Below are 25,458 nucleotides of genomic sequence, written 5' to 3' on the forward strand. Positions count from 1 at the left end.
ACGTTCAATGACGACGTCTCCTCGCATCGCCCTGATCCACGCCCTCAAGCATTCCATCGCCCCGATCGAAGCTGCGTTCGCGAAGGCGTGGCCGGAAGCGCGGCTGATGAACCTGCTCGATGACAGCCTTTCGGCGGATCTGGCGCGTGACGGCAAGCTCAATGATGCCATGACCAAGCGCTTTCTTGCGCTCGGCCACTACGCCGCGGCGACAGGCGCGGATGCGATCCTGTTCACCTGCTCGGCCTTCGGTCCCTGCATCGAGGCGGTTGCGCGCGCGCATGCGCCGATGCCGGTGCTCAAGCCGAACGAAGCCATGATCGAACGGGCGGTGACGATGGGCCAGCGCATCGGCCTGCTCTCGACTTTCGCGCCGACCCTGGCCTCGATGCCGCCGGAATTTCCGGCCTCCGTCCAGATCGTACCGAAACTTGCCGAAGGCGCGCTGGCCGCGCTCGACCGCGGCGACCGCGCTACGCATGACCGGCTGATCGTGGAAGCCTCACGCGATTTGCGCGATTGCGACGTCGTCGCGCTCGCGCAGTTCAGCATCGCGGGGACGGCGTCTCTCGTGGCAGAAGCCACCGGCCGCCCTGTCGTGACCACGCCTGACAGCGCGGTCGAGAAGCTGATGAAGCTGCTGGCGGCGAGGGCCTAAGTGCCGGCCTTTTTCCGGCGCCGCGCGCCCTTGATCGCCGCCGCAAGCGCGGCCTTCGTTTCGTTGACAAAATCCTCGACCAGGTCTTCGCGCGTGGCATGGGCCGCCTCGCCGGTGAACAGTCCCTGCTCGGCCAGCATCACCACGCCGTGCACCGCCGCCCAGATCTTGAGCGCTTGCCGCTCGCGCAAGAAGCCGACCGCCGGCGCTTCCAGCGCTTCGATCACGAGCCCAAATGTCTCGCGTGTGGCCTCGTGCAGCTCGCTGCCCTTGGCCGCGCATGACACGGTTCGGGATGCGAACATCAGGCGATAGATGCCATTGCGGCGCAGGCCGAAGTCGAGCGTCGCCTGCGCCAGCCGCGACAGTTTCGATTGCTTCGAAGGCTTCGCCATCGCCTCGCGCAGGAGTGCACTAAGCTGCCGGAACGCCTCCGCCGTCACCGCCGTTAGCAGCGCATCACGGTCGGCAAAATGCCGGTACGGCGCCGGCTGCGAGACGCCCAGCTGCTTTGCCAGCGCCTTGATGCTGATCGCCTCCGTTCCGCCCTGCTCGGCTTCGCGCAGCGCGGCCTTGATCAAGGCGTCGCGGAGATCGCCATGGTGGTAGGTGTTCTCGGGCTTGCGAGCAAATTGTGAACGCATGTTGCGCAGAGCGTATAAGTTTGCGCTTGACAGGGGAAGCCCGCCGCGAATGTAATAGTCTATAACTTGAACAAAAACTGAGATGGGAGCGCGCGCCGCCTTCGGGTCGGAGCGCATACGACCGAGGAAGCCGCCATGACAAAGCGACTGAGGGTTCACGTCGATCCGGACAAATGCCAGGGGCACGCGCGCTGCAAGGCGCTGGCGCCGGAGCTGTTCGAGCTGGACGAATACGGCAACGCCCACGAAGCCGGTGACGGCACCGTGCCAAGCGGCCTCGAAGACAAGGCCTGGCTCGCCAAATCCAATTGTCCGGAAATCGCAATCGACGTGATCGAGGAGTAGCGCAGCCGCCGCGCCCCGCGTGCCTTCCGAGAACACGAGCCCTAAGGGATTTCGAGATGTCCGACATCAGCCAGCCCGCCGCCCATCCGCCCGTGACCGACTGGGTCCATGATTTCGACCACACCGATCCGCAATGGACGGAAGATCCCTTCCCGATCTGGGACGAGCTGCGCGCCGCAAGCCCGGTCGTGCACACCGAACGTTTTCTCGGCTGCTATATGCCGACGACCTATGATGCGGTGCGCGAGATCGCCAACGACAGCGAGCATTTCTCCTCGCGTCGCATCATCGTCCGCGATGTTCGGCCGGAGATCACCAGCAGAAACGCCGCCCCGCCGATCACGTCCGATCCGCCGGTGCACAAGCCAGCCAAGCAATTGCTGCTGCCGCCGTTCACGCCCGACGCGATGAAGAAGCTGGAGCCGCGGGTGCGCGCGATCTGCAACGAGTTGATCGACGGCTTCATCGCTGAAGACCGACTGGACGCGGCAGAGCGCTACACCAAGCACATTCCGGTTCGCGCGATCGCCCACATGCTCGGCATCCCCGAGACAGACAGCGATCTCTTCATCCGCTGGATCCACATGATCCTGGAACTTGGCATCAAGGACGAAAACACGCTGCTCCAGGCGGTGCAGGAGATGACCGTCTATTTCAGTGCCCATATCGAGGCGCGCAAGAACAAGCCGACCGACGACCTCATTTCCTACCTGATGAATGCCAGGGACAAGGACGGCAATCCGCTCGAGGATTCGCATGTGCTGGGCTCGCTGCGCCTGCTCCTGATCGCCGGCATCGACACCACCTGGAGCGCGATCGGCTCCTCGCTCTGGCACCTTGCCCGGACGCCCGCCGACCGCGAGCGCCTGGTCGCCGAGCCCGGGCTGATCCCGACCGCGGTAGAAGAACTGCTGCGCGCCTATTCGCCGGTGACGATGGCGCGCGAAGTGGTCAAGGAGACCACGATTTCCGGCTGCCCGGTCAAGGCCGGCAACATGGTGCTGCTGTCCTTCCCGGCGGCCAACCGTGACCCGAAAATGTTTCCGGATGCTGACAAGGTCGTGATTGACCGCCGCGAGAACCGCCACGCCGCCTTCGGCCTCGGCATCCACCGCTGCGTCGGCTCGAACCTTGCGCGCATGGAGATGCAGGTTGCGCTGGAGGAATGGCTGAGGCGAATTCCGGACTTCGCCCTCGATCCGGCGGGCGCAGTGACCTGGTCGCAGGGAACCGTCAGAGGCCCCCGCCAGTTGCCATTTTTGCTTGGAAAGGCGATGTAGACCTCTCCAAACAGCGATACGGAAGGCCGGACGTGACTGCGCAAATAACCCAACCCGCCTCCGACCACATCGACGTCGCCGACGCCAAGCGCCGGATCAAGGCGATCTTCATCGGCTCGATCGGCAATCTGGTCGAGTGGTATGACTTCTACGCCTACACCGCGTTCGCGCTCTATTTCGCTCCCGCCTTCTTTCCCGGCAGCGACCCTGTCGTCCAGCAATTGAATGTCGCCGTCGTATTCGCGGCGACCTTCCTGATGCGGCCCCTGGGCGGCTGGCTGTTCGGCTATATCGCCGATCATTACGGGCGGCGCATCTCGCTGACGCTGTCGGTCGTCTTCATGTGCTTCGGCTCGCTGATCATCGCGTTGACGCCGACCTACGCCACGATCGGCTTCGCCGCGCCGGTGATCCTGGCGCTCGCCCGCGTCATCGAAGGCTTGAGTCTCGGCGGCGAATACGGCGCCAGCGCCACCTACCTCAGCGAAGTCGCCGACCCCAAGCACCGCGGCTTCTATTCGAGTTTCCAATACGTCACCCTGATCGGCGGCCAGCTCACCGCGATCATCGTGCTGCTACTTCTGCAAAAAATCTTCCTCACGCCGGAGGAGCTGAGAGCCTGGGGCTGGCGCATCCCGTTTGCGATCGGTGCGGCGCTCGCGATCTTTGCCGCGGTGATGCGACGCAGCTTGCACGAGACCGAGGCCTTCGAAGAAGCCAAGAAGGTGGTGAAGCCGACGGGCTCGCTCACCAATTTGCTGCGCTATCCCCGCGAGTTGCTTCTGGTGGTCGGCCTGACCGCGGGCGGCACTGCGGCGTTCTACACCTTCACCACCTACATGCAGACCTTCGTCAAGCTCTCGGTGGGGTTGACGGAGGACCAGACCACTTTCGTGATCTTCGGTACGCTGATCTTCGCGACCATCCTGCAGCCGATCTATGGCGCCATCTCCGACAAGATCGGCCGCAAGCCGCTGCTGATCTTCTTCGGCGTCGCCGGCACGCTCGCAACCGTGCCGCTGCTGATGACGTTGAAGGAGACCAAGTCGCCCTTCATCGCGTTCATCCTGATCTGCGCTGCCTGGCTGTTCGTCGCCGGCTACACCTCGATCAACGCCGTGGTGAAGGCCGAGCTGTTCCCGACCAATGTCCGCGCCTTGGGCGTCGGCCTGCCCTACGCGATCACCGTCTCGCTGTTCGGCGGCACGGCGCCGGCGATCGCGCTCTATTTCAAGAGCATCGGGCATGAAGAGTGGTTCTACTACTATCTCGCTGGTATCATCTGCCTGTCGCTGATCATCTATTCCACCATGCGCGACACCAAGCACGCCTCCGCGATGCATCGCCACGAGTAGCCCATGGCCGACGAGACGCCAACCGACAGCAAGCTGACGCGCACCAAGGAAAAATGGGCGCGCGAGGGCCGCTTTTTGACCGGCAAGATCACGCGCCCGGAAGATCAGCGCCTGCCGCCCGGCCAGCATCTGACAAAAGACTGGCCGGTGCTCGATCTCGGGGTCGTGCCGCCGGTTTCGCGCGAGCGCTGGCGGCTCGACGTCTACGGCGCGATCGAGACCCCCGTGTTCTGGACCTTTGCCGAGTTCGCCGCCCAGAAGCAGGTGCGGTTCACCTCAGACATCCATTGCGTCACCACCTGGTCGCGCTACAACAACGAGTGGGAGGGGCTCGCTACGCGCGAACTGCTCGCAGCCTGCCAGCCGCGCGAGGATGCGCGCTTCGTCGTGCTGCATTCCCATGACGGCTACACCACCAACCTCGCGCTGGACGACTTTGCCGCCGAGGACGCATTGCTCGCCCATAGCTGGTCCGGTGAGCCATTGTCGGCCGAACATGGCGGCCCGGTGCGGCTGGTCGTGCCGCATCTGTATTTCTGGAAGAGCGCCAAATGGCTCCAGGCCATCGAGTTCCTGACCGAGGACGCACCGGGCTTTTGGGAAGTCCGCGGTTATCATAATCGCGGCGATCCCTGGGCAGAGCAGCGCTATTCGGACGATTAGGTTCTAGCAACAACGGGGGAAGCCGATGCCCACAGAGCGCTTTCAATTCACCGGCGAAGGCGGACATCAACTTTCGGCCGCGCTGGAGCTACCCGATGGCGAGCCCGGGGCCTTCGCGCTGTTCGCGCATTGCTTCACCTGCGGCAAGGACACGCTGGCCGCCAAACGCATCTCGGTCGCGCTGGCAGCCAAGGGCATCGCGGTGCTGCGCTTCGATTTCACCGGACTCGGCTCCAGCGAGGGGGATTTCGCCAATTCGACGTTTTCCTCCAATGTGGCCGATCTCGTGCGCGCCGCCGATCATCTGCGTAGCGTCCGCAAGGCGCCGTCGATTCTGATCGGTCACAGCCTTGGCGGCGCCGCGATCCTTGCGGCAGCAGGACAAATCCCGGAAGCCAAGGCGGTTGTGACCATTGCGGCCCCATCCGATCCCGCCCACGTCACCGGCCTGTTCAAAGAGCATCTCGACGACATTCGCACCCAAGGTGAGCTCGAAGTCTCGCTCGCGGGACGCCCGTTCCGGATCAAGCGCGAATTCCTCGACGACGTCGCCGAGCACGAGCTGATGAAGGACGTCACCGGCCTGCACAAGGCACTGTTGGTGATGCATTCTCCGGTCGACGATACCGTCGGCATCGACAATGCGACGAAGCTCTTCGTCTCCGCCAGGCATCCCAAGAGCTTCGTTTCGCTCGATCATGCCGATCATCTCCTGACCAAGCCGGCCGACGCGTTCTACGCAGCCGAAATGATCGCGGCCTGGACGAGCCGCTACATCGACATGGCCAAACCAGCGAAAGCAACGGATCTCCCTGAGGCGCCGCGCCAGGTCGTGGTGCGGGAGACCCGCAAGAGCAAGTTCAACCAGGCCATCTCCGTCGGTCCGCATCAGCTCATCGCGGACGAGCCGGTCGCTGCCGGCGGCGAGGATGCCGGCCCTGGTCCCTACGATCTCCTGCTCGCTGGCCTCGGGGCCTGCACCTCGATGACCATGCGCCTCTATGCCGACCGCAAGTCGCTGCCGCTCGATCGTGTCACCGTCACGCTGAAGCATTCCAAGATCTACGCAAAAGACTGCGCGGAGTGCGAGACGCGCGATGGCATGCTCGACCAGATCGAGCGTGACATCGCGATGGACGGCGCGCTCGATCCCGAGCAACGCAAGAAATTGATGGAGATCGCCGACAAGTGCCCGGTGCACCGGACGCTGACCTCGGAAATCCGCATCGTGACCAAGGCTGTGGAGTAGCGCGCTTGCGCCAGAGCATTTCTGATTGAATCAGAACCGAAGCTCTAGATTCTTGCTTTGACGGGTTGTCTTAACGCGAACCGGCATCCACTTCGCTCGAAAACGCTCTAGAAGCACGACTCCATCGTCCGAACCGCCGCAGTGATCTCGCTTTCACGCCAGGCCGCGAAGCCGAGCAGAAGGCCGTGATCGCAGGGACGGCCGAGCGCAAGGCTGGACAACGCCCGCGTTTCAACCCCTGCGGCGACCAGCCGCTTGACCGCCGCCTGATCGGCGCGACCGCGCTTGAGGCGGGCGACGAGCTGGATGCCGCCCGGGGGCGCTTCGACCGAGAGAACCTCGCCGAGATGACGCTCGAGCCCTTCGACGAGGTGATCGCGGCGGCCGTGATAGATCCGGCGCATGCGGCGCAGATGCGCCAGGAAATGCCCATCGGCAATGAACTCGGCCAGCGCTTCCTGGATGTGGCTCGCGGCGATCAGCCCAATGTGCCGCTGTGCGATCTCGAGGGTGTTGACCAGTGCCGGCGGAACAACGAGATAGCCGAGCCGGATGTCCGAGGTCGTGGCCTTGGAGAACGTGCCGACATAGAACACGCGGCCATGGGCATCGAGCCCCTGCAAGGCCGGCACCGGCCGGCTGTCATAGTGGAATTCGCCGTCGTAATCGTCCTCCACGATCCAGGTCTTGCCGGGCCTGCTCAGGCCAAGAAATTCCGTGCGGCGCGAGAGCGACATCAGGCGGCCGGTCGGGTGCTGGTGCGACGGCGTCATGAAGATCAATTTCGGGGCTGCCAGTCCCGGAATCCGCTGCATACCCTGCTCGTCCAACCTCATCCCGATCACGTTCGCACCGGACGTGCGGAAGGCGGCCGCAGCACCGGGATAGCCGGGATCCTCGACCCAGACGTCGTCGCCGGGCGTGATGACGGCGGCCGCAATCAAGGTCAGCGCGGCCTGCGCGCTCGGCAGAATCAGGATCTGATCCGCCGTCGCGCGCACGCCCCTGCTGGTCGCGAGATAATGCGCCAGCGCCTCACGCAGGCGCGTCCGGTTGACCGGTCCGAGCTCGCGCTTGGCCGCGCGCACAGCGCTGCGGCGCAGGCAGCGCGCCCAGACCTCGTTCGGAAACTCCCTGAAATCGCCGTGCCCGGGACGCAAGGGTCTTAGTCGCGCCTGATAAGACATCGGCCAGTCGGTCTGCGTGAGGCTCGAAGCCCAGGGCGAAAGGCGCGGCTTGCCAGGGCGCATGCGAGATACCACGGCTCCCGCGTCTTCGACCCGCCCGCCGCCGTCGACCGTGACCATCGGACGGCGGCCGTGCGAGGCCTCGAGATATCCCTCGGCGGCAAGCTGCTCGAACGCATAGGTGACGGTGTTGCGCGAGACGCCGAGATCGCTCGCAAGCCGGCGGCTCGACGGCAGCGTGCGGCCTTTGCCGAGACGGCCGGTCGCGATCAAGTTTCGGAGCTGGCTCGTCAGTTGAGCCACCAGCCCCTCGTCGTCGGCCCGGTTCAGGTCGATCAGGGCGGAGATCATGCTTTCCGAAACTGGCACCTTGATCCTTTATGATCTGGCACTTTTTCAGGTGCCAGACAAAATGCTATCCGCCGGACTGGACTGCTTCAAGGATTTTTCGATGAACTCCCTCTCACCCCGCGCGGCCGTCGGCCTATTCCTCATCGTCGTGCTGGCCTGGGGCGTGAACTGGTCGGTGACGAAGCAGCTCGTCCAGTTCCTTCCGCCCCTGTGGACTTCGGCGATCCGCAGCTGGATCGCTCTGGCAGCATTATTCGTGATTTTGGGGCTCAGCAACAATCTGGTGATCCCGAAGCGGCGCGACATTCCGGTGGTCCTGAGCGTCGCGCTGCTGCACATGACGATATTTTCTGTCCTGGTGGCGGCCGGTGTGCGCTTCCTGCCCGCGAGCAAGGCCATTGTGCTCGGCTACACCACGCCGCTCTGGGTCGCGATCGCAGCGCCCCTGCTGGGGCAGGATACGCTGACAGCGCCAAAACTTGCCGGCGCCCTGCTCGGGCTGATCGGCCTTGCCGTGATCCTGAACCCCACCTCGATCGACTGGACGAATGCCAACGTCGTGCTCGGCGCCGGCATGGTGATCCTGGCTGCGATCTCATGGGCTGCGAATATCATCTATATCCGCGCGCATCGCTGGATCGCATCCCCACTTCAGCTCCTGATCTGGCAGGTGCTCGTTGCCACGATCGTGCTGTCAGGGGCTGCGATGATTGTGGAGGGGCTGCCGCACGCGGAATGGTCATGGAAACTCGTCCTGCTGTTCCTGTACTCCGGTCTGATCGGGACGGCGCTGGCTTATTGGGCCATGTCGATGGTCAACAAGAGCATCTCGGCTCTGACGACGGCGCTCGGAACCACCGGAACGCCGCTCGTCGGGATTGCCTGCGCTGCGATCCTGCTGGGCGAGCCGATTGATACTAGCCTTGCCGTTGCGGCCGGACTGATCATCGCCGGCATTGGCTTTGCGACGCTGGGCGACCGGTTGCTGCGCAGTCAGGCCACCGCGAGCGGCTGAACGCGCAGCATCCCGCGCAAGCCCGCCGTCGCGCCGAGCAGGATGCCGGCGACGGCGACGAAGGAGCCCAGCGCGAGCGTCGACACGCCGGTGAGCCCCTGGCCGATCGAACAGCCGAAGGCCATCACGCCGCCGGTGCCCATCAGCGCGGCGCCACCCGCCGATCGCAGCATGTGGCTTGGCGAGGAATAGCCTTCGAGATGGAAACGGCCCGTAGCAAGCGCGGTGGCCAGACTGCCAGCGAAGACGCCGGTAACTGTCGCAATGCCGAAATTCAGCGTCAGGCCGGTCGAGAGCATGGCGTATTGCAGGCTGTCCGCTATCGGCGCGATGAAGGTGAGCGAGGTCACCGGGACGGGGTTGAAGTCATCCGCGCCGAGATAGCCGGTCACGAACCAGCCGCCGGCGACGAGGAGACCGACGATGACACCGGCCGCAATCTGGCCGGGCGAACGCCGGAACGCCGGGTGCGCGAAAGCAAACAGGATCAGCACAACGACGATGACAGCAGCAGCCATCGCGCGCGAAAGCGCTTCAGCCGTTCCGAACATGGCCAACAGCGACGGCAGCGAATTGACGTTCATCGTGGCTTGCGAGGCCTGGACCAGCGCGATGCGCGCCGGCGCGATCAGGCCCTTGAGCGTCATCTGCGCGGCGATGGCGAGCACGACCACCACGACGAAGGAGCGGAGATTGCCGCGACCGAGCAGCACCAGGGCGCGCGAGCCGCAACCGTTCGATAGCACCATGCCGTAGCCGAACAACAGGCCGCCGAGAAACAGCACCGGCACCGAAAAGGACTGTTGCAGGTAGATCGACTTGCCGAGATCGACCATGCCGTTGCCGGCAAGGAATTGGCTCGCCGCGGTCGCAACCGCGATCGCCAACGCATAGGTTCGTACCAACCGCCCATCCCCCTCCGACAACCAGCCGCGCATGCTGCTCATCAGGCAGAAGCCGCTGAGCAGGCCGACGGCACCGTAGACCAGGCCAATGACGAGGCCGGCGAGGATGACGAGCTGGGGGGACGACTCCATGATCAAGGCTTCAGGATCACGCGGTCCCGCGACGAGCCGGCAACGGCGACATAGGCCTCCTTCGCGCGCTCGAGCGGATAGACGGCGTTCGCCTTGATCAGGAACGGTTTCAGGTGCCCGCTCGCAAAGCCGGAGCCGAGCTCGCGCAGCACCGCGCCTGTTGCCGCCGACGACAGGCCGAGCGTGTCGATGCCGACATAGGTGTGTTGCCCGCGGTAGAATTCGAGGATGTTGAACTGCACGATACGGTCGATCGCGGCGATCAGGATCTGACGGCCGCGAAGCGCGAGCGACTTGTGCGCGGCCTGGAAATAGGGATCGCCGACCGTGTTGAAGACGATGTCGGCGCCCTTACCGTCGGTCAACTCGCGCACACGCGTGGCAACATCGGTCGCGGAAGCGTCGATCACCTCGATGGACGCGTTGGTATGGCCCTCGTAAGCTTCCGCCTTGCGCACCACGCCGATGACACGCGCGCCCTGCCAGGTCGCGATCTGCACCGCCGCTTGGCCGACCTTGCCGTTGACGCCGAACACCAGCACCGTTTCCCCGGGCCTTGGAATGCCGGCGCGGCGAAAGCCCTCCATGGCGGTAACGAAGGGCACGCCGATGCCGGCGGCCTCGTCCCAGGACACCGTCTTCGGCTTGTCTACCACCGCGTCGGATTCAACGACGAGATGGCTGGCGTGAGTGCCGTCGCGGCGGATGCCGAGATCGCCGGAGGAGCCGAACACCTCGCGGCCGATCGTACCGGCCGGCCCGTCAATCACCACACCCGCGTAATCGCGACCCGGCGTGCGCGGGAAGACGGCATAGGGCATCAGCCCGCTCGCGGCCTTGACATCGGACGGATTGACCGCGGCGGCCTTGACCTCGATCAGGAGATCATGCGGACCACGCGTGAGCGTATGACGCTCGACGGCAGGCGCAAGCGCGGCGGCGTTCTCGGCCTTGGCATTGAGGCGCACGCAGCGCGCGTCGACGGCTTTGGTATCGGCTGTTGACATGGAAAGACCCGCGATTTCTCGCGGGCCTTGTCGCCCTTGGAGGGACCCAAGTCAACCTGCCTCCCCTCATCCTGAGGAGCCGCGCCAGCGGCGTCTCGAAGGATGAAGGCCCGCGTTGCAGCATCCTGGCCTGCATGGTTCGAGACGGCGCTACGCGCCTCCTCACCATGAGGCGTAAGACCTAATCCTTCGGCCGTTTGTCGTAGAGGCGCTTGGCCTTGCCGAGCGAGCGTTCCAGCGTGGCCGGCGCAACCACGCTCACCCTGGAGCTGATGCCGATGGTGTTCTTGATATGGGTCGAGATCCGGCTCGCATGGTCGAGGAGACCCCGGCCGTCCCAACTCTCCGGCCGTGCTTCGGCAATGATGGTCAGCTCGTCCATGCGGCCTTCGCGGGTCAGTTCCAGAATGAAATGCCCGCCGCACCAGTCGGTGGCAAGCAGAACCTCCTCGATCTGGGTCGGGAACAGATTGACGCCGCGCAGGATGATCATGTCGTCGGAACGGCCCGTGACCTTCTCCATCCGCCGCATGCCCGGCCGCGCCGTGCCCGGCAACAGCCGCGTCAGGTCGCGCGTGCGATAGCGGATCACCGGAAATGCTTCCTTGGTGAGCGAGGTAAAGACCAGTTCGCCCTTCTCCCCGTCGGGCAGCACCGCACCGGTCTCGGGGTCGATGACTTCAGGATAGAAATGATCCTCCCAGATGTGCAGGCCGTCCTTGGTCTCGATACATTCCTGCGCGACGCCCGGCCCGATCACCTCGGAAAGACCGTAGATGTCGGTCGCGTCCATGTCGAAAGCGTCCTCGATCTCGCCGCGCATCGCATTGGTCCAGGGCTCGGCGCCGAAGATGCCGACCTTGAGCGAGCATTGGCGCGGATCGAGCTTCTGGCGCTTGAACTCGTCGAGGATCGCCAGCATGTAGCTCGGCGTTACCGTGATGATGTCGGGCCGGAAATCGTTGATGAGCTGCACCTGCCGCTCGGTCATGCCCCCGGAGATCGGCACCACGGTGCAGCCGAGTTTTTCGGCGCCATAGTGCACCCCTAACCCGCCGGTGAAGAGGCCGTAGCCATAGGCATTGTGGATGATCATGCCGGTGCGACCGCCGGCGGCGCGGATCGAGCGCGCCATCACGTCCGACCATGTGTCGATGTCGCGTTGCGTATAGCCCACCACGATCGGCTTGCCCGTCGTGCCGGAGGACGCATGCACGCGCACCAGTTTTTCACGGGGCACTGCAAACATGTTGAAGGGATAGTTGTCGCGCAGGTCGGTCTTCACCGTGAACGGAAATTTCGCAAGGTCCGAGAGCTCTCGAAAGTCCGACGGATGCACGCCGACCGCGTCGAAGGCCTTGCGATAATGCGCGACGTTGTCGTAGGCGTGCTTCAGCGACCAGGCCAGCCGCTCCGTCTGGAGCGCCTTGATCTCGTCGCGCGACGCGCGCTCATGCGCATCCATTTCGGCGCGATAGGTGTTGCCACCTTCCTTGAGCCTCGTCAGAGCCATCCTCGTTTCCCCGTATCATTGCTTTTCTTTATTGATCCTGCGCCGGCAGCCAATTGCCGGGAATGACCCGCGAATGCCCGCGAAATTCGGCGATGACTGTATCGCCGGCGGTGACGCGCACGTCATAGATGCCGGAGCGGCCGCCACGCGTAACCTCGCGCGCTTTTGCGACGAGGCGATCGCCGAGCTTGCCCGGCCTGATGAAGGTGATCTGGCCCTGCGCCGCCACGACGCGGTCGTTGTGCGAGTTGCACGCGAAAGCGAAGGCGGAATCGGCGAGCGTGAAGATGAAGCCGCCATGGGCGATGCGCTGGCCGTTGACCATGTCCGGCCGCACGATCATAGCGAGCGTCGCATAGCCCGGCCCGATCTCGACGATCTCCATGCCGAGGCCCTTGGAGGCGTCGTCCTCCGCCCACATCGCGTCGGCGCAGGCGCGGGCAACATCCTCAGGCGACAGGGCGGCTTTGACGTTCACGCGCTTCTCCCGTCGATTGTTTGGACACGATGTTCTGCTGCCTGGCTAAAACTGTCAAACGTGGTCGTAATCGACCACAACCCGCTCCGACGATGGCTTGGCCTGACAGGTCAGGACAAAGCCGGCCTTCAGCTCCCAGGGTTCCAGCGAGTAGTTGATGTCCATCGGCGCCTCGCCTTCGACCAGTTTTGCACGGCAGGTCGAGCACATGCCGCCCTTGCAGGCGAAGGGCAGATCGACGCCGGCGCGCAGCGCGGCATCGAGGATAGCCTCGTCCTCGGCCACCGGCACGTCGCGGCGCTTGCCGTCGATGATCAGCGACGCGATCGCCTTTGGCGGCGCATCCGGCGCGACGATCTTCTTCGGCCGCGGCTTGCCGCCGAACTCGGAAACGAAGCGCTCGACATGGATGCGCTCGTCCGCGATGCCGAACCCTCGGCAGGTCGCCTCGATGTCCTCGCTCATGCCGGACGGACCGCAGATGAAGACGTGATCGACGCTTTCCGCCGGTACCAGCGAGCGCAGCAGCACCCTCACCTTGTCGCCGTCGAGTCGGCCGTGCAGGATCGGAATGTCTTGTTCCTCGCCGGAGATGACGTGGAAGATCGAGAGGCGGTCGATGAAGCGATCCTTGAGCTCTTCGAGCGCCTCGAGAAACATGATGTTGTCGGTCGTGCGATTGCCGTAAAACAGGAAGAAGTGGCTGTCCGGTTCGCGCGCAAGCGTGCCCTTGACGATCGACAGGATCGGCGTGATGCCGGAGCCCGCGGCAAAGCCGACCTGGATGCTGCCGGCGCCGGCCGGTGGGATCACGCCGAAGCGTCCCGTGGGCGTCATCACATCCAGCGCGTCGCCACACTTCAAATCGTCCGCTGCCCAGCTCGAAAACGCGCCACCATCAACCTTCTTGACCGCGATGCGTATCTCGCCGTCGTCGGGGCCGGAGCAGATCGAATAGGAACGGCGCACTTCCTCGCCATCCAGCATGGTGCGGAGTGTGAGGTATTGGCCGGGTGTGAAGGCGTAGTCGGTCGCAAGCTCCGTCGGGATGGCAAATGTCAACGATACGGCGTCCGACGCCTCGCGACGGAGGTCGTTGACGGCCAGACGATGGAAGCGCGGTGCGGCTGCTGACATTACGTGCACCCTGGATTTGAGCCACTACCGTCATTGCGAGTAGCCCTTGCGACGAAGCAATCCAGACTGCTTATACAGAGGCAGTCTGGATTGCTTCGCTGCGCTCGCAATGACGGTGGGGTTGGCATCATGCGTCTCAATGACACTTGAAATAATCGAAAGGTTCGCGGCAGGCCCTGCAGCGCCAGAGCGCCTTGCAGGAGGTGGAGCCGAATTCGGACAGCAGCTCGGTATTCGCCGAGCCGCATTGCGGGCACGCAACGGCCTGCTCGCCGAACAGCGCGCGGCGTGAATTCGAGGCCTGCGGCGGCGCGATGCCGTAGGCGTGAAGCTTCCGGCGGCCCTCTTCGCTCATCCAATCCGTGGTCCAGGCCGGCGACAGCACGGTGCGGACCTTTGGACGGGAGAAACCTGCGCGCTCCAGCGCGACCTCGATTTCCAGCGCGATCATGTTCATGGCCGGGCAGCCCGAATAGGTCGGGGTAATCGCGACCTCGACCCGATCGCCGTCGACAACGACATCACGGAGCACGCCGAGATCGGCGATGGTCAAAACCGGAATTTCGGGATCGACCACGCTCGCCGCGGCATTCCAGGCCCGTTGGCGCAGGTCACTATGGGGCTCCAGGACCGTCACCATGTCTGCCCCGGGAATGTTCGCTGCATCGACTGCAGCTCGGACAGAAGATGGCCAAGATGCTCGCTGTGCCGCCCGGAGCGACCGCCTTGCTGCATCCAGTCGGTCTGCGGCAGCTCGAGCGTGGCTTCACTGACGACACCCGAGAGCGTCGTCAGCCAGCGACCGCGCAAGCTTGCGGGATCGATGGCGATATCGGCATGGATCAAGGCGCGCTCGCCTTCATCGACGGCAAACATCTCACCGGTGAAAGCCCAGAGATGATCGATCGCGGCCTGCGCGCGGGCGTGGCTTTCAGCCGTGCCGTCGCCCAGCCGGATGATCCACTCCGAGGCATGGCGAAGATGATAGGCGCTCTCCTTCTCGGACTTGGCGGCAATGGCCGCAAGCGCCGCGTCGCGCGAAGCCATCATCGCACGCCAGTAGAGATCAGCGAAGGCGGAATAGAAGAACTGCCGCACCAGCGTCTGGGCAAAATCGCCATTGGGCTGCTCGACCAGCAGCAAATTGCGGTACTGCCTGACATCGCGAAGGTAGGCGAGCTTGTCTTCGTCGTTGTCCTTGCCTTCGGCTTTGGCTGCGTAGGTGTAGAGCTCGCGGGCTTGGCCGATCAGGTCGAGCGCGATGTTGGAGAGCGCCATGTCCTCTTCCAGCATCGGCGCATGTCCGCACCATTCCGACAGCCTGTGCCCGAGGATCAGCGCGTCGTCGGCGCGGCGCAAAGCGTAGAGCACCAGCGGCGTCTCTGAGACCTGAATGTTCGCGACGGGCATCTGTCCTATCCACTTGTTCCGACCTCATCCTGAGGAAGCGCGAAAGCGCCGTCTCGACGGATGGGTCGCGGGTCACGGGCCTTCATGGTTCGAGACGCCGCTTCGCGGCTCCTCACCATGAGGAGAGAGAGCTACATGTGTCCCACTTCCTCAGGCACTTCATAGAACGTCGGGTGCCGGTAGATCTTCGATTCCGCCGGCTCGAACATCATGCCCTTGTCGGCGGGGTCGCTTGCGGTGATCGCCGTCGACGGCACGACCCAGATCGAAAGACCTTCGCCGCGACGGGTGTAGATATCGCGGGCGGCTTGCAAGGCCATCGTGGCGTCGCTCGCATGCAGCGAGCCGACATGCTTGTGCGCGAGCCCGTTGCGGCTGCGAATGAAGACTTCCCACAGCGGCGTGTTCGGCGTGGCCATCTCGATCTCCCTACTCTGCTGCTTGTGCAGTCCGACGCTGCGCGCGCTTTGCGGCATAGGCCGCGGCCGCATCGCGCACCCAGACGCCCTCGTCGTGCGCCTTGCGGCGCGCAGCCATCCGGTCACGGTTGCACGGGCCGTTGCCGGCGAGCACCTGCTTGAACTCGGTCCAATCGATCTCGCTGTAACGCCAGTGCCCGTCCGCATCCTGAACCATGCCGGGATCGGGAATGGTGAGGCCGAGATATTGCGCCTGCGGCACCGTGGCGTCGACGAACTTCTGGCGCAGCTCGTCATTGGAGAAGCGCTTGATCTTCCACTTCGACGAGGTGTCGCTGTGCTGGCTGGTGGCATCGGGCGGCCCGAACATCATCAGCACCGGCCACCACCACCTGTTCAAGGCATCCTGCGCCATCGCCTTCTGCTCGTCCGAGCCATGGCACAGCGTCAGCATGATCTCATAGCCCTGGCGCTGGTGGAACGACTCTTCCTTGCAGACGCGGATCATCGCGCGGGCATAGGGACCGTAGGAGCAGCGGCACAGCGGGATCTGGTTCATGATCGCGGCGCCGTCGACCAGCCAGCCGATGGTGCCGATGTCGGCCCAGGTCAGCGTCGGATAGTTGAAGATCGAGGAATATTTCGCCTTGCCCGCGAGCATGGCGTCGACCAGCTCTTCGCGCGAAGTGCCGAGCGTCTCGGCCGCGGCATAGAGATAAAGCCCGTGGCCGCACTCGTCCTGCACCTTGGCGAGCAGCGCGGCCTTGCGGCGCAAGGACGGCGCACGCGTGATCCAGTTGCCCTCGGGCAGCATGCCGACGATTTCGGAATGAGCGTGCTGGGAGATCTGGCGGGTCAGCGTCTTGCGATAGGCCGCCGGCATCCAGTCGTTCGGCTCGATGCGCTCCTCGGCATCGATGCGGGCCTGAAACTGCGCAGCCTTGGCCGCGTCCTCAAGACCGCGATCATCTGTCTCGGCCGTGTTCAGCGCCTGGGTGTACATGCGCGTCCTCCCGTTTTATTGGGAGGTAATATATAACAAGAATTATCTCATGCAAGATATTTCTGTAACATAACGATCAAGTCTCGAATCTCCTTTCCAGGAGTTTTCGCGCCGGCGGCAATGGCCCCTTTTCATTTGTTCCATGGCCATCAAGCCATTGTTCCGATGGAGCAAGCAGCGCGCGATAGATTTCGCCGCACAGCGCGCGGGCGGCCCTGCCCGGCCAGTCGGCCGGAAGCAGGCTTTCGGGCAGCAGCGGATCGCGCAGCACGACGCGGCGGTAATGGTGGATCAGGAGGATACGCGCCGTAAAGGCGTCGGCCTCGGACAAGTCCGTGCCGCGCGCGATCGCGGCGCGCAGCGGCTCGAACGTCTTCATGAACTTGAGATAGGCGTCCGCGGTGCGATCCAGCGGCCAACTCGCACTGAGCAGCCGGCGGCCGCTGTCATCCTCGGCGGAGACTTCCAGACGGATGGCGCCCGCGGCCTCGTCCGGCACTGGCACGCCTGACGGCGCGACCCACACGCCGGGCAGCGGACTGCCGAAGCCGGCATTGCGGAGCGCCTCGCGCGAGGCATCGCGATCCTCGCCATTGCCGATCAGCAGCAGCTCGAAGCGCCCGGTCCAGTCGGATGGCGGCGGATCGTAGATATGGCGCGTCGCGGCCTCGAAGATCTGGCGGCCCTTGTCGGCCAAGCGATAGAAACTGTTGCGGCCGACCTTTTCGCGCGTCAGCCAGCCATCGGCGGCAAGCCGCGACATCGCGGTACGCACCACGCCGCTGTCGATGTCCAGGCTCTCGAAGAATCCCAGCAGCGTTCCCAGCCATACCGAGCCGCCACGCGGCACGATGGCATCGCCGAACACGGTGATGACGATGGAGCCGGTGCGCGACGGCTCGCGCTTGAGCTGCTCGATGATGCGGGACAACGGATGCGCCATGCGCGAGGCATAGCGCGTTTGGTGCGGGCGCGACAATGGACGGGTGCGACAATGCAAGAGCCGGGCTCCATCCTTCGAGGCGGCGCTTCGCGCCTCCTCAGGATGAGGTCAACTACTTACGCGCGGCGCCACGTGGTCTCAATCCTCATGGTGAGGAGCGCGGCAAAGCCGCGCGTCTCGAACCATGCAGGCCCGGCTACCGATGCGGATCGGGATAGACCACGCTGCGCCAGCCGCTGCGGTCGAAGGCTCGCCAGCTGCCTTCCTTCTGCGCAAGGCGATCAGCCACCGCGAAGACAGCAGCGGGATGATGGCCCATGCCGCAATGGCTGCTCTCGATCTCGATGCTCTCGGTCTGCGTGCCCGACTTCTCCATGCAGCCCTGCCAGGCGCAGACACCGTCGGTGCGGCTGAAGATCGCTGTGGTCGGCACCGGCGGCGGGACGGCGAGATCGCCGCCGAACTGCGGATCGACCTCGTCGGACTTCCGCCCGCTCGCCCATTCATAGACGCGCCAGGCATTGGTCGAATGCGGATCGCCGGCAAAGGGGCTGCCGAGCGTGATCACCTGGCGTACGCGGTCGGGCATCATCTTGGCGAGCTGGCGCGCATAGAGACCGCCGAGGCTCCAGCCGACCAGGCTGATCTTGCGGCCATGCTTGTCGCTGAGTTCCCGAACCAGATCCACCATCGCGTGCTGCACGCCCTCGCGCAGGCCGTAATTGCGACCCTGGCGCCAGCCGCTCACCGCATAGCCCTTGCCCGACAGAAAGGTGCGCAACGCGCGCGTCGATGCATCGGAGGCCACGAGGCCCGGCAGAATCAGCACCGGATGCCCATCGCCGCGCGGCGCGAGGCTGAGCAGCGGCAGCGCGCCGAGGAATGCGCCGAACTCGTGGATCGCTCGCCCTTCCAGGAACATCAGGGTACGGGACGGCGGGCTCAGCGTCTGGGCAGTAGCGGTCATCAATGGTCCCCTGGGAGAATTGCTGAAAAGGCTACCGGTCGCGTGCCGGCAAAACGGGTATGGGATTCCAACACGCCGGCTTCTTGATCGTTCCGCAATGCAACATGAATCAGCTAGGCAGCGGGTTCCCGACATTCAAGCGGTAGAGCCACCCGGCCACAATAGGCCCGCGCGTTAATGCTGACGTCCGTGACGCAAAAGTCACAACAATCGAAGCAGGAACTCTACGGAGTAAAGCGCAAGACCTGCGAGCCCGCCGATCAGCGAGCCGTTGAAACGGATGTATTGCAGGTCGCGGCCGATGTTGATTTCGATCAGCGAAATCAGCTGCGCCATGTCCCACGATTTGACCTGGTCGGAGATGAAGGTCGAAACGCCGCTCTTCTGGTCCGCGACGAAACTGCGCAGCACCGCGACCAGACCCTTGTTGATCTCACCGCGCAGCTCGGCATCGCCGGCAAGCGCTTCGCCCGCCGCGACACACATGCCGGCGAGATGATGCTGCAGCACCTGCGTCTCGCCGCTTGCACTACGCTCGATGAAGGACCGCGTGTTGGCCCAGACGGTACGGGCGAGATCGGCGAGCTCGGGACGCGCGAGCAGATCGCGCTTCAAACCGTCGATGCGGTCGATATAGGCCTGGTCGGTGCCAAGACGATCGACGAAGCTCAGCACCATGCGGTCGAACTCGCCGCGGAACGGATGCTTGGGATCGCTGCGCACCTCATTGAAGAAAGCGGTGGCGGAGGCCACGATCTTGTTCACCAGAAATTTGTCGGCGCGGTAGAGCCTGAGCAGGGTCGGCAATTCCGCGCGAACCTTCTCGCGGATCATCGCCATCGTCTCGTTCTGGTTCAGCGTCTCGTGCATGATGCGCAGGAGATCGTCGAACAGGATCTGGTGCCGTCCCTCCGCCACGAAGCCGCGCAGCGTTCCGGCCGCGAGCGGCGCCAGGTCGATCGCCTGGAGCTGCGAGGACATGCGGCGGATGATGAAGGTCATCAGACCGGAGCTCTCGGTCGCGGAAACGGCCTCCGGCAGCAGGCGGAGCGCAAAGCGCGCGAGGTCATCGCTGCGCTTGCGATCGCGCAGCCAGTCGGCGACGAAGGAGCCGAAATCGATCTCCTTCAGCTTGGCCTCGACGGGACCAACTTCGAGGAAATGCACCTGGATGAATTCGCCGAGCTTGTCGGCGATACGGGCCTGGTTGCTCTGGATGATCGCGGTGTGCGGGATCGGCATGCCGAGTGGACGCTTGAACAGTGCCACCACCGCATACCAGTCGGCGAGCCCGCCGATGGTCGCGGCTTCCGCAAAGGCCGCGATGAATCCGAATACAGGATGCACGGGCAGAAGCCATTTCGCAACGACGAACAGGACAAGCGTCGAGCCCAGCACCAGCGTCGCCAGCGCTTTGACGCGTCGCAATTCTACCGCGCGTTCGGCATCGCCGGGAGTGTCGAAAGAGAAAGTGCCTGATGGAGTCATCACAGCATCACCCTATCCGTCATTGCGAGCGAAGCGAAGCAATCCAGAGTCTCTCCAAGGAGGCGGGGACTGGATTGCTTCGCTTCGCTCGCAATGACGGCTGCGGCGGAATAACAAAAGGCCCGCCGAAGCGGGCCTCAAATTCAGTTTTTCGTCTCAGGCAGATCAGGCGGTCTTGTTGTAGACCTTGGCAAAATTGTCCTGAGCGGACTTCGCACCGTTGGCGGCGAGCTTGCCGAAATAGTCGGTGGTCGCCTTGGCGCGCGAGACGAACGCTTCGCCACGGGCACGGAGCAGGCCGGACTGGATTTCGACAGCTTCGCTGAACGACTTGGCGGACGCGAGCTTGTCGATGCCCGCAAAGAATGCCTCGGCGTCTTCGTAGATCGCCTGCTGGATGTTGCGGCTGATCTTGCCGGCCTCGGTAACGGACTCGGTCACCGCGTTCTCGACGGCGGCGGTCACGCGCTCGGAGCCAGCGAACACCTCGGCAGCACGGTCCTTGGCGGTATTGGCGGACTTCTTGACGAACTCGCGGGCGGCCTCGGGAACTTCCAGGTTCTGGATGTTCTTGAACGCGTCCTTGAAGCCTTCGAAAGCGGTGTTGGTTTCGGTGGTCATTGGGGTCTCTCCATCCTCATTGGGTTGAGCTATGGGCTCACCCCGTCCGGTTTTGGCCCGGGGCACGGCTTATATGGCATAGTTAATGGTGCGATGCAACATGCATATTGCAGTGCGGTATCACGAAACCGTGAATAGCCTTATTGAGAGGCAATCTGGCGCCTCCCTGACCATCCGGGTTCCCGACCACCCGTCCGGCGGTTCTCAGTGCTGGACTGCACCCGGCAGCCCATAGGCCTCCATCTGGGCCTGGACCTGCGCGATGTTATGACCGAGGACCACGATGTCGTGGGTCTTGCCTTCGACGTCCCGGACATGATCGCGCAGCAGCGCCTCGGCCTTGAAGCCGAGGCTCTCGAACAGCGTGATCGCCGCCTGCTGATCGACCGTCATCTGGACCGAGAGCTTCTCGAGGCCGGCGCCGAGCGCGAGTGCGAAGGTCTCCTGTGACAGCGTCCGTCCCACCCCCTTTCCACGCACGTCGAGCGAAACCACCATCCGGATCTCGCCGACATGGGGCGACCAAGAGTGCGGATCGCGCACCAGCGTGCCGCAGCCGACGACCGTGCCACCCCTGACCGCGAGCAGGCTCGTGATCGCGCCGCGCTCGATCTCCTTGACCCATGCGGAGAGCACCTTCGGCTCACTGATGTTGCGCGGCAGGAACAACAGGTCGTGGGTCGGCAGGCCCTTGCCGAAGGCGAGCACCGCGGCTTCGTCCGCGGGCGACATCAGGCGGATCTCGATATCGCCAGCGTCCGTCTTGACGTGACGCGGATAGGAACGCTGCTCACTCATGTCGATCTCTTCCCCAGCCAGGAATCCAGTTTCGGCCACAGCCGCTTTACGGCATTGGCGCCGGCGACGAGCGAGACGTGCCCGCCTTTCAGCATCACCTCTTCCTTGTCCTCCGAGCCAATCTTGGCGATCAGGTGTTTTGCGGCCTCATAGGGCACGATGTGATCATGCTCGGCGACCGCGTGCAGGAACGGCACCTTGATGTCCTCGAGCTTCGCCGCGCGGCCGCCGACCGACATGGTGTCGTTGAACAGCTTGTTGTCCCACATCAGGTCCTTGGTGATGGTGCGGAAATATTCGCCCGCCAGCGGCAGCGTGTCGGTCGCCCAGCGGTCGAACATCCGGTACGATTTGACGAACTCGTCGTTCCAGATGTTCTCCCAGAGCTGGATCTGGCTCGCCGCGCGCGAGGCCGGGCGCAGCATCTCGAACGAGGACAGGATCATCTCCGGCGGCACATTGCCGACGCTGTCGACGAGGCGATCGACGTCGAAATAGCGGCGGTCGGAGAAGTTCGAGAACAGCTTCATCTCGCGAAAGTCGATCGGCGTGGTGAAGCAGATCAAATTCTTCATCGGCCCGTCCTTGTGGATCGAGCCGTAGAGCAGCGACAGGACGCCGCCGAAGCAATAGCCGATGACGGAGACGTCCTGTTCGCCGGAATCCTGCTGCACGCGGCGGATGCAGTCCGGGATGAAGTCGAGCACATAGTCCTCCATGCGGAGGCTCTTTTCCTCCGGCCGAGGCGCGCTCCAGTCGAGCATGTAGACGTCGTAGCCGCGCTTCAAGAGGAACTCGATGAAACTCTGGCCGGGCACGAGGTCGAGAATGTAACCGCGATTGGTGGTCGCCATCACGATCAAGATCGGAATTCGATAGATCTCGTCGGACATCGGCCGATAATGGTAGAGGCTCATCGTGCCGCGCGAATGCAGCACGTCCTTCGGAGTCGAGCCGAGCGTGGGACCGGACGTCGAGAAATATTCGACGCCCTTGATGCTGCGCTGGATGGCGCGTTGCACCTCGGACTGGATGCGCTCCGGGATCCCTGCGAAATCTAATCCGGTGGGTGCATTCATGTCTGCTCTCCGCCTTCAGATGGCGGGCGCTTGGTGCGCGGCGGGCGCAATGCGGCATCGGAGCCCTGAGACACGCCGGAACTTGCGGCCATCTGGCTCAGCATCGACTTGATCTCACCGATCTGTCCTTCGATGGACTGTAACCGTTCCGCAAGGCCGATGACCTGCTCCCGGCTCGGCAGATTCATGGATACCAGATATTTCTCCATGAGCTCGCCGAGCTGCTTCTGAGCACCTGCAGCAACGCCGCCGGCCCGGTTCACGGCTTGCGAAAATTCGGGCGACGACATGGCCTGATTGGCGAAGGAGTTGAACCCCTTTTCCATCTCGCCAACCATCTTCTGCCAGACGGCAATGGGGTCGTTGCTCTTGTCGGTCATCGGCGTCCTCCTGAAATCGAGAGCTTCGATGCCCTTCCTTTTTTCGCCATACCACACCGTTGCGTGGTGCCGGTCAACCGGCAAGCAGCGGGTCCGGTGTCGCGGACGCGGCTTCATTACGAGGCGAAACCGTGCGATACAGCATTGATCAAAAGCCGAGGGAACGCAGCCGTGAACGCCTATCAGCCGCCGCAAACCGTCCGCGCCAACGGCATCGACATCTGTTACGAGATTTTCGGCAACGACAATGCCGAGCCGCTGCTGCTGATCATGGGGTTAGGCGCCCAGATGATCCACTGGGACGATGCGTTCTGCGAGCAGCTCGCCGCGCACGGCTTTCGCGTCGTTCGGTTCGACAATCGCGACATCGGCAAGTCGAGCCATCTCACCGGCGGCAAGCGTCTGACACCGCTCGAGCTGTTGAAGCTCCGCTTCCTCAGGATTCCCGTGGCCGCAACCTACAAGCTGATCGACATGGCGAAAGACACTGTCGGGCTGATGGATGCGCTCGGCATCAAGTCGGCGCATCTGGTCGGGGCGTCCATGGGTGGCATGATCGCGCAGGAGGTGACGCTGTCGTTTCCCGAGCGCGTGCGCTCGCTGACCTCGATCATGTCGACGACCGGCAATCCGCGCGTGCCGCCGCCGACACGCGAGGCCGCCGCGATGCTGATGGCGCCGCCGCCGCGCAGCAAGGAGGAGTTCATCGTCCGCTACGGCCAGACCTGGAACGTGTTGCGGGCCGGGTCCTTTCCTGAGGAAGAGGCGCTCGATCCCGGTCGCGCCGAACGCGTGTTCGCGCGCGGGCTCAATCCGGCCGGCGTTGGCCGGCAGCTCCGTGCGGTGCTCGCCTCCGGCAGCCGCAAGGAGCGGCTGCATGGCGTCAAGACACCGACGCTGGTCATTCACGGCACCGTCGATCCGCTGGTCCGCCCCGAGGGCGGCAGGGATACGGCAGAGTCAATTCCGGGCGCCAAGCTGCTGATGATCGACGGCATGGGCCATGCGCTGCCGATGCGCTTCTGGCCGGAGATCATCGGCGCCATCGCCCAGCACGCACATGGCGCGGCGGCGCGGGCAGCGTAGGCCGACGCAGAAGGTCTCCTCACGGTGACCATGTGAGCTGCCGGTTACTCTCTTAACGCGAGCCGGTGCGAAAGTTATACAGGGCCTCCTTCAAGCGCCGAGAACCTCAATCGCCAACAAAGAGGCTACCGCCTCTCGGAGTCCACATGCATCACATCGTCCGGTCGGCCGCGATCGTCGCTGCTTCAGTCCTCACGCTGTCCCTCGCCAGCGGCGCCGCGATGGCGGGCAGCGCGCAAGAAGAAGCCAATCGCAAGACTGTCCTTGCGTTCTACGAGAAGGGGCTCAACCAAAAGGACGCCGATGCAGCCCTCGCCTATGTCGGCGACCGCTACGTCCAGCACAATCCAAACGCGGCCGATGGTCCGGACGGCTTCCGAAAGTTCATCGGCTTCCTGCGCGAGAAATTCCCGAACTCGCACAGCGAGATCAAGCGCAGCTTCGTGGATGGCGACTACGTCATCCTGCACGTTCACGCCGTTCGCGAGCCCGGCAGCAGGGGCAACGCGATCGTCGACATCTTCAAGCTGGAGAACGGCAAGGTCGTCGAACACTGGGACGTCGTGCAGGCCATCCCCGAAACTCCCGCGAACAACAACACGATGTTCTGAGGGATTGAACTGGTGGCTGCGCAGAGGGCCTAGCTCTTCCTGGCCATCCAGATCACGTGACGCGCGCCGCCGCCTCTTCCGGTGGCGCGGATATTGACTTCGTTGACGTCGAAGCCGGCGCTCCCGAGCCGCTTGGTGAAGGCCGGATTGGGTCCCGAGGACCAGACCGCGAGCACGCCGCCCGGCCGCAGCGCCGTCTTCGCCGCCTTCAACCCGCTCGCATTGTAGAGCGCATCGTTGCCTTTCCGGGTCAGCCCTTCCGGCCCGTTGTCGACGTCGAGGAGAATGGCGTCGAAGGCCGACCGCTTCGCCCGGATGATGTCGCCGACGTCGGTTTCCCGGATGCTCACCCTGACATCATCGAGGCTGTCGCCGAACACCTGCGCCATCGGGCCCCGCGCCCAGGCGACCACCGCCGGCACGAGCTCGGAGACCACGACCTTCGCCTGGCTTCCGAGCACGGTGAGCGCCGCGCGCAGCGTAAAGCCCATGCCGAGGCCGCCGATAAGGACGACGGGTTTTGCGACCGCCTCGATCTGCTTCGCCGCAAGCGTCGCGAGCGCGGCTTCCGAGCCCGACAGGCGGTTGTTCATCAGCTCGTTGGTGCCGAGCTTGATGGAAAACTCCTTGCCTCGCCGCATCAGGCGAAGCTCTTCATCGGAGCCGGGGATTTTGGCCGTATCGATCTTTTCCCAGGGAATCATGCGAGAGCTTTAGCACGATCGGGCGAACAA

At 64.0% G+C, this 25,458-nt stretch carries 28 protein-coding genes; 9 read left to right on the plus strand and 19 right to left on the minus strand.

Going from position 1 to position 25,458, the window contains the following annotated elements; all coding sequences use genetic code 11:
• The first annotated feature begins 7 nt into the window (after window positions 1-7).
• A complete protein-coding gene (locus C7G41_RS11185) occupies window positions 8-658 on the plus strand; it encodes an aspartate/glutamate racemase family protein (protein ID WP_106942606.1) in 651 nt (216 codons plus the stop codon).
• On the opposite strand, the gene C7G41_RS11190 is transcribed toward C7G41_RS11185, so the two are convergent.
• On the minus strand, window positions 655-1,302 hold the full coding sequence (locus C7G41_RS11190) for a TetR/AcrR family transcriptional regulator (RefSeq protein WP_106942607.1): 648 nt from the start codon (window positions 1,300-1,302) through the stop codon (window positions 655-657). The genes C7G41_RS11185 and C7G41_RS11190 overlap by 4 nt on opposite strands.
• A gap of 135 nt (window positions 1,303-1,437) precedes the next feature.
• Between C7G41_RS11190 and C7G41_RS11195 the strand changes: the two genes are divergently transcribed.
• From C7G41_RS11195 to C7G41_RS11215, 5 genes are read left to right on the plus strand one after another with little or no spacing between them, the layout of a single operon-like run.
• Window positions 1,438-1,647, plus strand: coding sequence for a ferredoxin (locus C7G41_RS11195; RefSeq protein ID WP_106942608.1), 210 nt, complete (start codon window positions 1,438-1,440; stop codon window positions 1,645-1,647).
• 56 nt (window positions 1,648-1,703) lie between these two features.
• Entirely contained in the window at window positions 1,704-2,927 is a 1,224-nt protein-coding gene (locus C7G41_RS11200) for a cytochrome P450 (RefSeq protein ID WP_106942609.1), read from the plus strand.
• A 32-nt stretch (window positions 2,928-2,959) separates the two neighbouring features.
• On the plus strand, window positions 2,960-4,282 hold the full coding sequence (locus C7G41_RS11205) for an MFS transporter (RefSeq protein WP_106942610.1): 1,323 nt from the start codon (window positions 2,960-2,962) through the stop codon (window positions 4,280-4,282).
• 3 nt (window positions 4,283-4,285) lie between these two features.
• Window positions 4,286-4,945, plus strand: a complete 660-nt coding sequence (locus tag C7G41_RS11210) for a sulfite oxidase-like oxidoreductase (protein WP_106942611.1) — start codon at window positions 4,286-4,288, stop codon at window positions 4,943-4,945.
• A gap of 25 nt (window positions 4,946-4,970) precedes the next feature.
• On the plus strand, window positions 4,971-6,194 hold the full coding sequence (locus tag C7G41_RS11215) for a bifunctional alpha/beta hydrolase/OsmC family protein (RefSeq protein ID WP_106942612.1): 1,224 nt from the start codon (window positions 4,971-4,973) through the stop codon (window positions 6,192-6,194).
• 107 nt (window positions 6,195-6,301) lie between these two features.
• On the opposite strand, the gene C7G41_RS11220 is transcribed toward C7G41_RS11215, so the two are convergent.
• Window positions 6,302-7,732: a PLP-dependent aminotransferase family protein gene (locus tag C7G41_RS11220; protein WP_199198303.1), complete on the minus strand. Its 1,431-nt coding sequence runs from the start codon at window positions 7,730-7,732 to the stop codon at window positions 6,302-6,304.
• A 100-nt stretch (window positions 7,733-7,832) separates the two neighbouring features.
• Here C7G41_RS11220 and C7G41_RS11225 point away from each other — a divergent pair, with 100 nt between their 5' ends.
• Window positions 7,833-8,747 (plus strand): DMT family transporter, encoded by a 915-nt coding sequence (locus C7G41_RS11225; RefSeq protein WP_106942928.1) that lies wholly within the window; start codon window positions 7,833-7,835, stop codon window positions 8,745-8,747.
• On the opposite strand, the gene C7G41_RS11230 is transcribed toward C7G41_RS11225, so the two are convergent.
• The 16 genes from C7G41_RS11230 to C7G41_RS11305 form a co-directional block, all read right to left on the minus strand.
• On the minus strand, window positions 8,726-9,784 hold the full coding sequence (locus tag C7G41_RS11230; RefSeq protein WP_199198304.1) for a YeeE/YedE family protein: 1,059 nt from the start codon (window positions 9,782-9,784) through the stop codon (window positions 8,726-8,728). The two genes, C7G41_RS11225 and C7G41_RS11230, sit on opposite strands and share 22 nt — an antisense overlap.
• Before the next feature lie 2 nt (window positions 9,785-9,786).
• Window positions 9,787-10,791, minus strand: coding sequence for a zinc-binding alcohol dehydrogenase family protein (locus C7G41_RS11235; protein ID WP_106942615.1), 1,005 nt, complete (start codon window positions 10,789-10,791; stop codon window positions 9,787-9,789).
• Between the two features lie 181 nt (window positions 10,792-10,972).
• Window positions 10,973-12,304, minus strand: coding sequence for a phenylacetate--CoA ligase PaaK (gene paaK, locus C7G41_RS11240; RefSeq protein WP_106942616.1), 1,332 nt, complete (start codon window positions 12,302-12,304; stop codon window positions 10,973-10,975).
• A gap of 28 nt (window positions 12,305-12,332) precedes the next feature.
• Window positions 12,333-12,782 (minus strand): hydroxyphenylacetyl-CoA thioesterase PaaI, encoded by a 450-nt coding sequence (gene paaI, locus C7G41_RS11245; RefSeq protein WP_106942617.1) that lies wholly within the window; start codon window positions 12,780-12,782, stop codon window positions 12,333-12,335.
• Window positions 12,783-12,836: 54 nt separating this feature from the next.
• Window positions 12,837-13,919 (minus strand): 1,2-phenylacetyl-CoA epoxidase subunit PaaE, encoded by a 1,083-nt coding sequence (paaE, locus tag C7G41_RS11250; protein ID WP_106942618.1) that lies wholly within the window; start codon window positions 13,917-13,919, stop codon window positions 12,837-12,839.
• Between the two features lie 136 nt (window positions 13,920-14,055).
• Window positions 14,056-14,559, minus strand: a complete 504-nt coding sequence (gene paaD / locus C7G41_RS11255) for a 1,2-phenylacetyl-CoA epoxidase subunit PaaD (RefSeq protein ID WP_106942619.1) — start codon at window positions 14,557-14,559, stop codon at window positions 14,056-14,058.
• Complete coding sequence (paaC, locus tag C7G41_RS11260) at window positions 14,553-15,329, minus strand: 1,2-phenylacetyl-CoA epoxidase subunit PaaC (RefSeq protein WP_106942620.1); 777 nt, start codon at window positions 15,327-15,329, stop codon at window positions 14,553-14,555. Before paaC ends, paaD begins: the two co-directional genes overlap by 7 nt.
• Before the next feature lie 131 nt (window positions 15,330-15,460).
• Window positions 15,461-15,748, minus strand: a complete 288-nt coding sequence (paaB, locus tag C7G41_RS11265; RefSeq protein WP_106942621.1) for a 1,2-phenylacetyl-CoA epoxidase subunit PaaB — start codon at window positions 15,746-15,748, stop codon at window positions 15,461-15,463.
• A gap of 10 nt (window positions 15,749-15,758) precedes the next feature.
• Window positions 15,759-16,751 (minus strand): 1,2-phenylacetyl-CoA epoxidase subunit PaaA, encoded by a 993-nt coding sequence (paaA, locus tag C7G41_RS11270; protein WP_106942622.1) that lies wholly within the window; start codon window positions 16,749-16,751, stop codon window positions 15,759-15,761.
• Between the two features lie 76 nt (window positions 16,752-16,827).
• On the minus strand, window positions 16,828-17,694 hold the full coding sequence (paaX, locus tag C7G41_RS11275) for a phenylacetic acid degradation operon negative regulatory protein PaaX (protein ID WP_106942929.1): 867 nt from the start codon (window positions 17,692-17,694) through the stop codon (window positions 16,828-16,830).
• Between the two features lie 196 nt (window positions 17,695-17,890).
• The gene (locus tag C7G41_RS11280; RefSeq protein ID WP_106942623.1) at window positions 17,891-18,661 is read right to left on the minus strand and encodes a triacylglycerol lipase; all 771 of its coding nucleotides are present in this window, start codon (window positions 18,659-18,661) and stop codon (window positions 17,891-17,893) included.
• Between the two features lie 201 nt (window positions 18,662-18,862).
• Complete coding sequence (locus C7G41_RS11285; protein ID WP_106942624.1) at window positions 18,863-20,149, minus strand: DUF445 domain-containing protein; 1,287 nt, start codon at window positions 20,147-20,149, stop codon at window positions 18,863-18,865.
• Between the two features lie 165 nt (window positions 20,150-20,314).
• Complete coding sequence (locus C7G41_RS11290) at window positions 20,315-20,770, minus strand: phasin (RefSeq protein WP_027568907.1); 456 nt, start codon at window positions 20,768-20,770, stop codon at window positions 20,315-20,317.
• A 204-nt stretch (window positions 20,771-20,974) separates the two neighbouring features.
• Window positions 20,975-21,568, minus strand: a complete 594-nt coding sequence (locus C7G41_RS11295) for a GNAT family N-acetyltransferase (RefSeq protein WP_199198305.1) — start codon at window positions 21,566-21,568, stop codon at window positions 20,975-20,977.
• The gene (locus C7G41_RS11300) at window positions 21,565-22,647 is read right to left on the minus strand and encodes an alpha/beta hydrolase (protein ID WP_106942626.1); all 1,083 of its coding nucleotides are present in this window, start codon (window positions 22,645-22,647) and stop codon (window positions 21,565-21,567) included. Before C7G41_RS11300 ends, C7G41_RS11295 begins: the two co-directional genes overlap by 4 nt.
• The gene (locus C7G41_RS11305) at window positions 22,644-23,027 is read right to left on the minus strand and encodes a hypothetical protein (protein ID WP_106942627.1); all 384 of its coding nucleotides are present in this window, start codon (window positions 23,025-23,027) and stop codon (window positions 22,644-22,646) included. Before C7G41_RS11305 ends, C7G41_RS11300 begins: the two co-directional genes overlap by 4 nt.
• A gap of 171 nt (window positions 23,028-23,198) precedes the next feature.
• Between C7G41_RS11305 and C7G41_RS11310 the strand changes: the two genes are divergently transcribed.
• Both C7G41_RS11310 and C7G41_RS11315 read left to right on the plus strand, forming a co-directional pair.
• The gene (locus tag C7G41_RS11310) at window positions 23,199-24,113 is read left to right on the plus strand and encodes an alpha/beta fold hydrolase (RefSeq protein ID WP_106942628.1); all 915 of its coding nucleotides are present in this window, start codon (window positions 23,199-23,201) and stop codon (window positions 24,111-24,113) included.
• A gap of 146 nt (window positions 24,114-24,259) precedes the next feature.
• Window positions 24,260-24,724, plus strand: coding sequence for a nuclear transport factor 2 family protein (locus C7G41_RS11315; protein ID WP_106942629.1), 465 nt, complete (start codon window positions 24,260-24,262; stop codon window positions 24,722-24,724).
• Between the two features lie 29 nt (window positions 24,725-24,753).
• Here the strand turns inward: C7G41_RS11315 and C7G41_RS11320 are convergent, their stop codons facing one another.
• Window positions 24,754-25,428 (minus strand): spermidine synthase, encoded by a 675-nt coding sequence (locus C7G41_RS11320; protein WP_106942630.1) that lies wholly within the window; start codon window positions 25,426-25,428, stop codon window positions 24,754-24,756.
• Between the last annotated feature and the right edge of the window lie 30 nt (window positions 25,429-25,458).

It is taken from the genome of Bradyrhizobium sp. MOS002 (assembly GCF_003020115.1).
Classification (GTDB): Bacteria; Pseudomonadota; Alphaproteobacteria; order Rhizobiales; family Xanthobacteraceae; genus Bradyrhizobium.

Bases quoted from the DNA above. Each gene is read 5' to 3' on its own strand.
- C7G41_RS11225 (WP_106942928.1), top strand. From the start codon at position 7,833: ATGAACTCCCTCTCACCCCGCGCGGCCGTCGGCCTATTCCTCATCGTC.
- C7G41_RS11320 (WP_106942630.1), bottom strand. From the start codon at position 25,428: ATGATTCCCTGGGAAAAGATCGATACGGCCAAAATCCCCGGCTCCGAT.
- paaD (WP_106942619.1), bottom strand. From the start codon at position 14,559: ATGGTGACGGTCCTGGAGCCCCATAGTGACCTGCGCCAACGGGCCTGG.
- C7G41_RS11195 (WP_106942608.1), top strand. From the start codon at position 1,438: ATGACAAAGCGACTGAGGGTTCACGTCGATCCGGACAAATGCCAGGGG.
- C7G41_RS11220 (WP_199198303.1), bottom strand. From the start codon at position 7,732: ATGATCTCCGCCCTGATCGACCTGAACCGGGCCGACGACGAGGGGCTG.
- C7G41_RS11200 (WP_106942609.1), top strand. From the start codon at position 1,704: ATGTCCGACATCAGCCAGCCCGCCGCCCATCCGCCCGTGACCGACTGG.
- paaK (WP_106942616.1), bottom strand. From the start codon at position 12,304: ATGGCTCTGACGAGGCTCAAGGAAGGTGGCAACACCTATCGCGCCGAA.
- paaC (WP_106942620.1), bottom strand. From the start codon at position 15,329: ATGCCCGTCGCGAACATTCAGGTCTCAGAGACGCCGCTGGTGCTCTAC.
- paaX (WP_106942929.1), bottom strand. From the start codon at position 17,694: ATGGCGCATCCGTTGTCCCGCATCATCGAGCAGCTCAAGCGCGAGCCG.
- C7G41_RS11290 (WP_027568907.1), bottom strand. From the start codon at position 20,770: ATGACCACCGAAACCAACACCGCTTTCGAAGGCTTCAAGGACGCGTTC.
- C7G41_RS11305 (WP_106942627.1), bottom strand. From the start codon at position 23,027: ATGACCGACAAGAGCAACGACCCCATTGCCGTCTGGCAGAAGATGGTT.
- C7G41_RS11315 (WP_106942629.1), top strand. From the start codon at position 24,260: ATGCATCACATCGTCCGGTCGGCCGCGATCGTCGCTGCTTCAGTCCTC.
- C7G41_RS11285 (WP_106942624.1), bottom strand. From the start codon at position 20,149: ATGACTCCATCAGGCACTTTCTCTTTCGACACTCCCGGCGATGCCGAA.
- paaE (WP_106942618.1), bottom strand. From the start codon at position 13,919: ATGTCAGCAGCCGCACCGCGCTTCCATCGTCTGGCCGTCAACGACCTC.
- C7G41_RS11300 (WP_106942626.1), bottom strand. From the start codon at position 22,647: ATGAATGCACCCACCGGATTAGATTTCGCAGGGATCCCGGAGCGCATC.
- paaB (WP_106942621.1), bottom strand. From the start codon at position 15,748: ATGGCCACGCCGAACACGCCGCTGTGGGAAGTCTTCATTCGCAGCCGC.
- C7G41_RS11185 (WP_106942606.1), top strand. From the start codon at position 8: ATGACGACGTCTCCTCGCATCGCCCTGATCCACGCCCTCAAGCATTCC.
- paaA (WP_106942622.1), bottom strand. From the start codon at position 16,751: ATGTACACCCAGGCGCTGAACACGGCCGAGACAGATGATCGCGGTCTT.
- C7G41_RS11230 (WP_199198304.1), bottom strand. From the start codon at position 9,784: ATGGAGTCGTCCCCCCAGCTCGTCATCCTCGCCGGCCTCGTCATTGGC.
- C7G41_RS11215 (WP_106942612.1), top strand. From the start codon at position 4,971: ATGCCCACAGAGCGCTTTCAATTCACCGGCGAAGGCGGACATCAACTT.
- C7G41_RS11295 (WP_199198305.1), bottom strand. From the start codon at position 21,568: ATGAGTGAGCAGCGTTCCTATCCGCGTCACGTCAAGACGGACGCTGGC.
- C7G41_RS11210 (WP_106942611.1), top strand. From the start codon at position 4,286: ATGGCCGACGAGACGCCAACCGACAGCAAGCTGACGCGCACCAAGGAA.
- C7G41_RS11280 (WP_106942623.1), bottom strand. From the start codon at position 18,661: ATGACCGCTACTGCCCAGACGCTGAGCCCGCCGTCCCGTACCCTGATG.
- C7G41_RS11235 (WP_106942615.1), bottom strand. From the start codon at position 10,791: ATGTCAACAGCCGATACCAAAGCCGTCGACGCGCGCTGCGTGCGCCTC.
- C7G41_RS11190 (WP_106942607.1), bottom strand. From the start codon at position 1,302: ATGCGTTCACAATTTGCTCGCAAGCCCGAGAACACCTACCACCATGGC.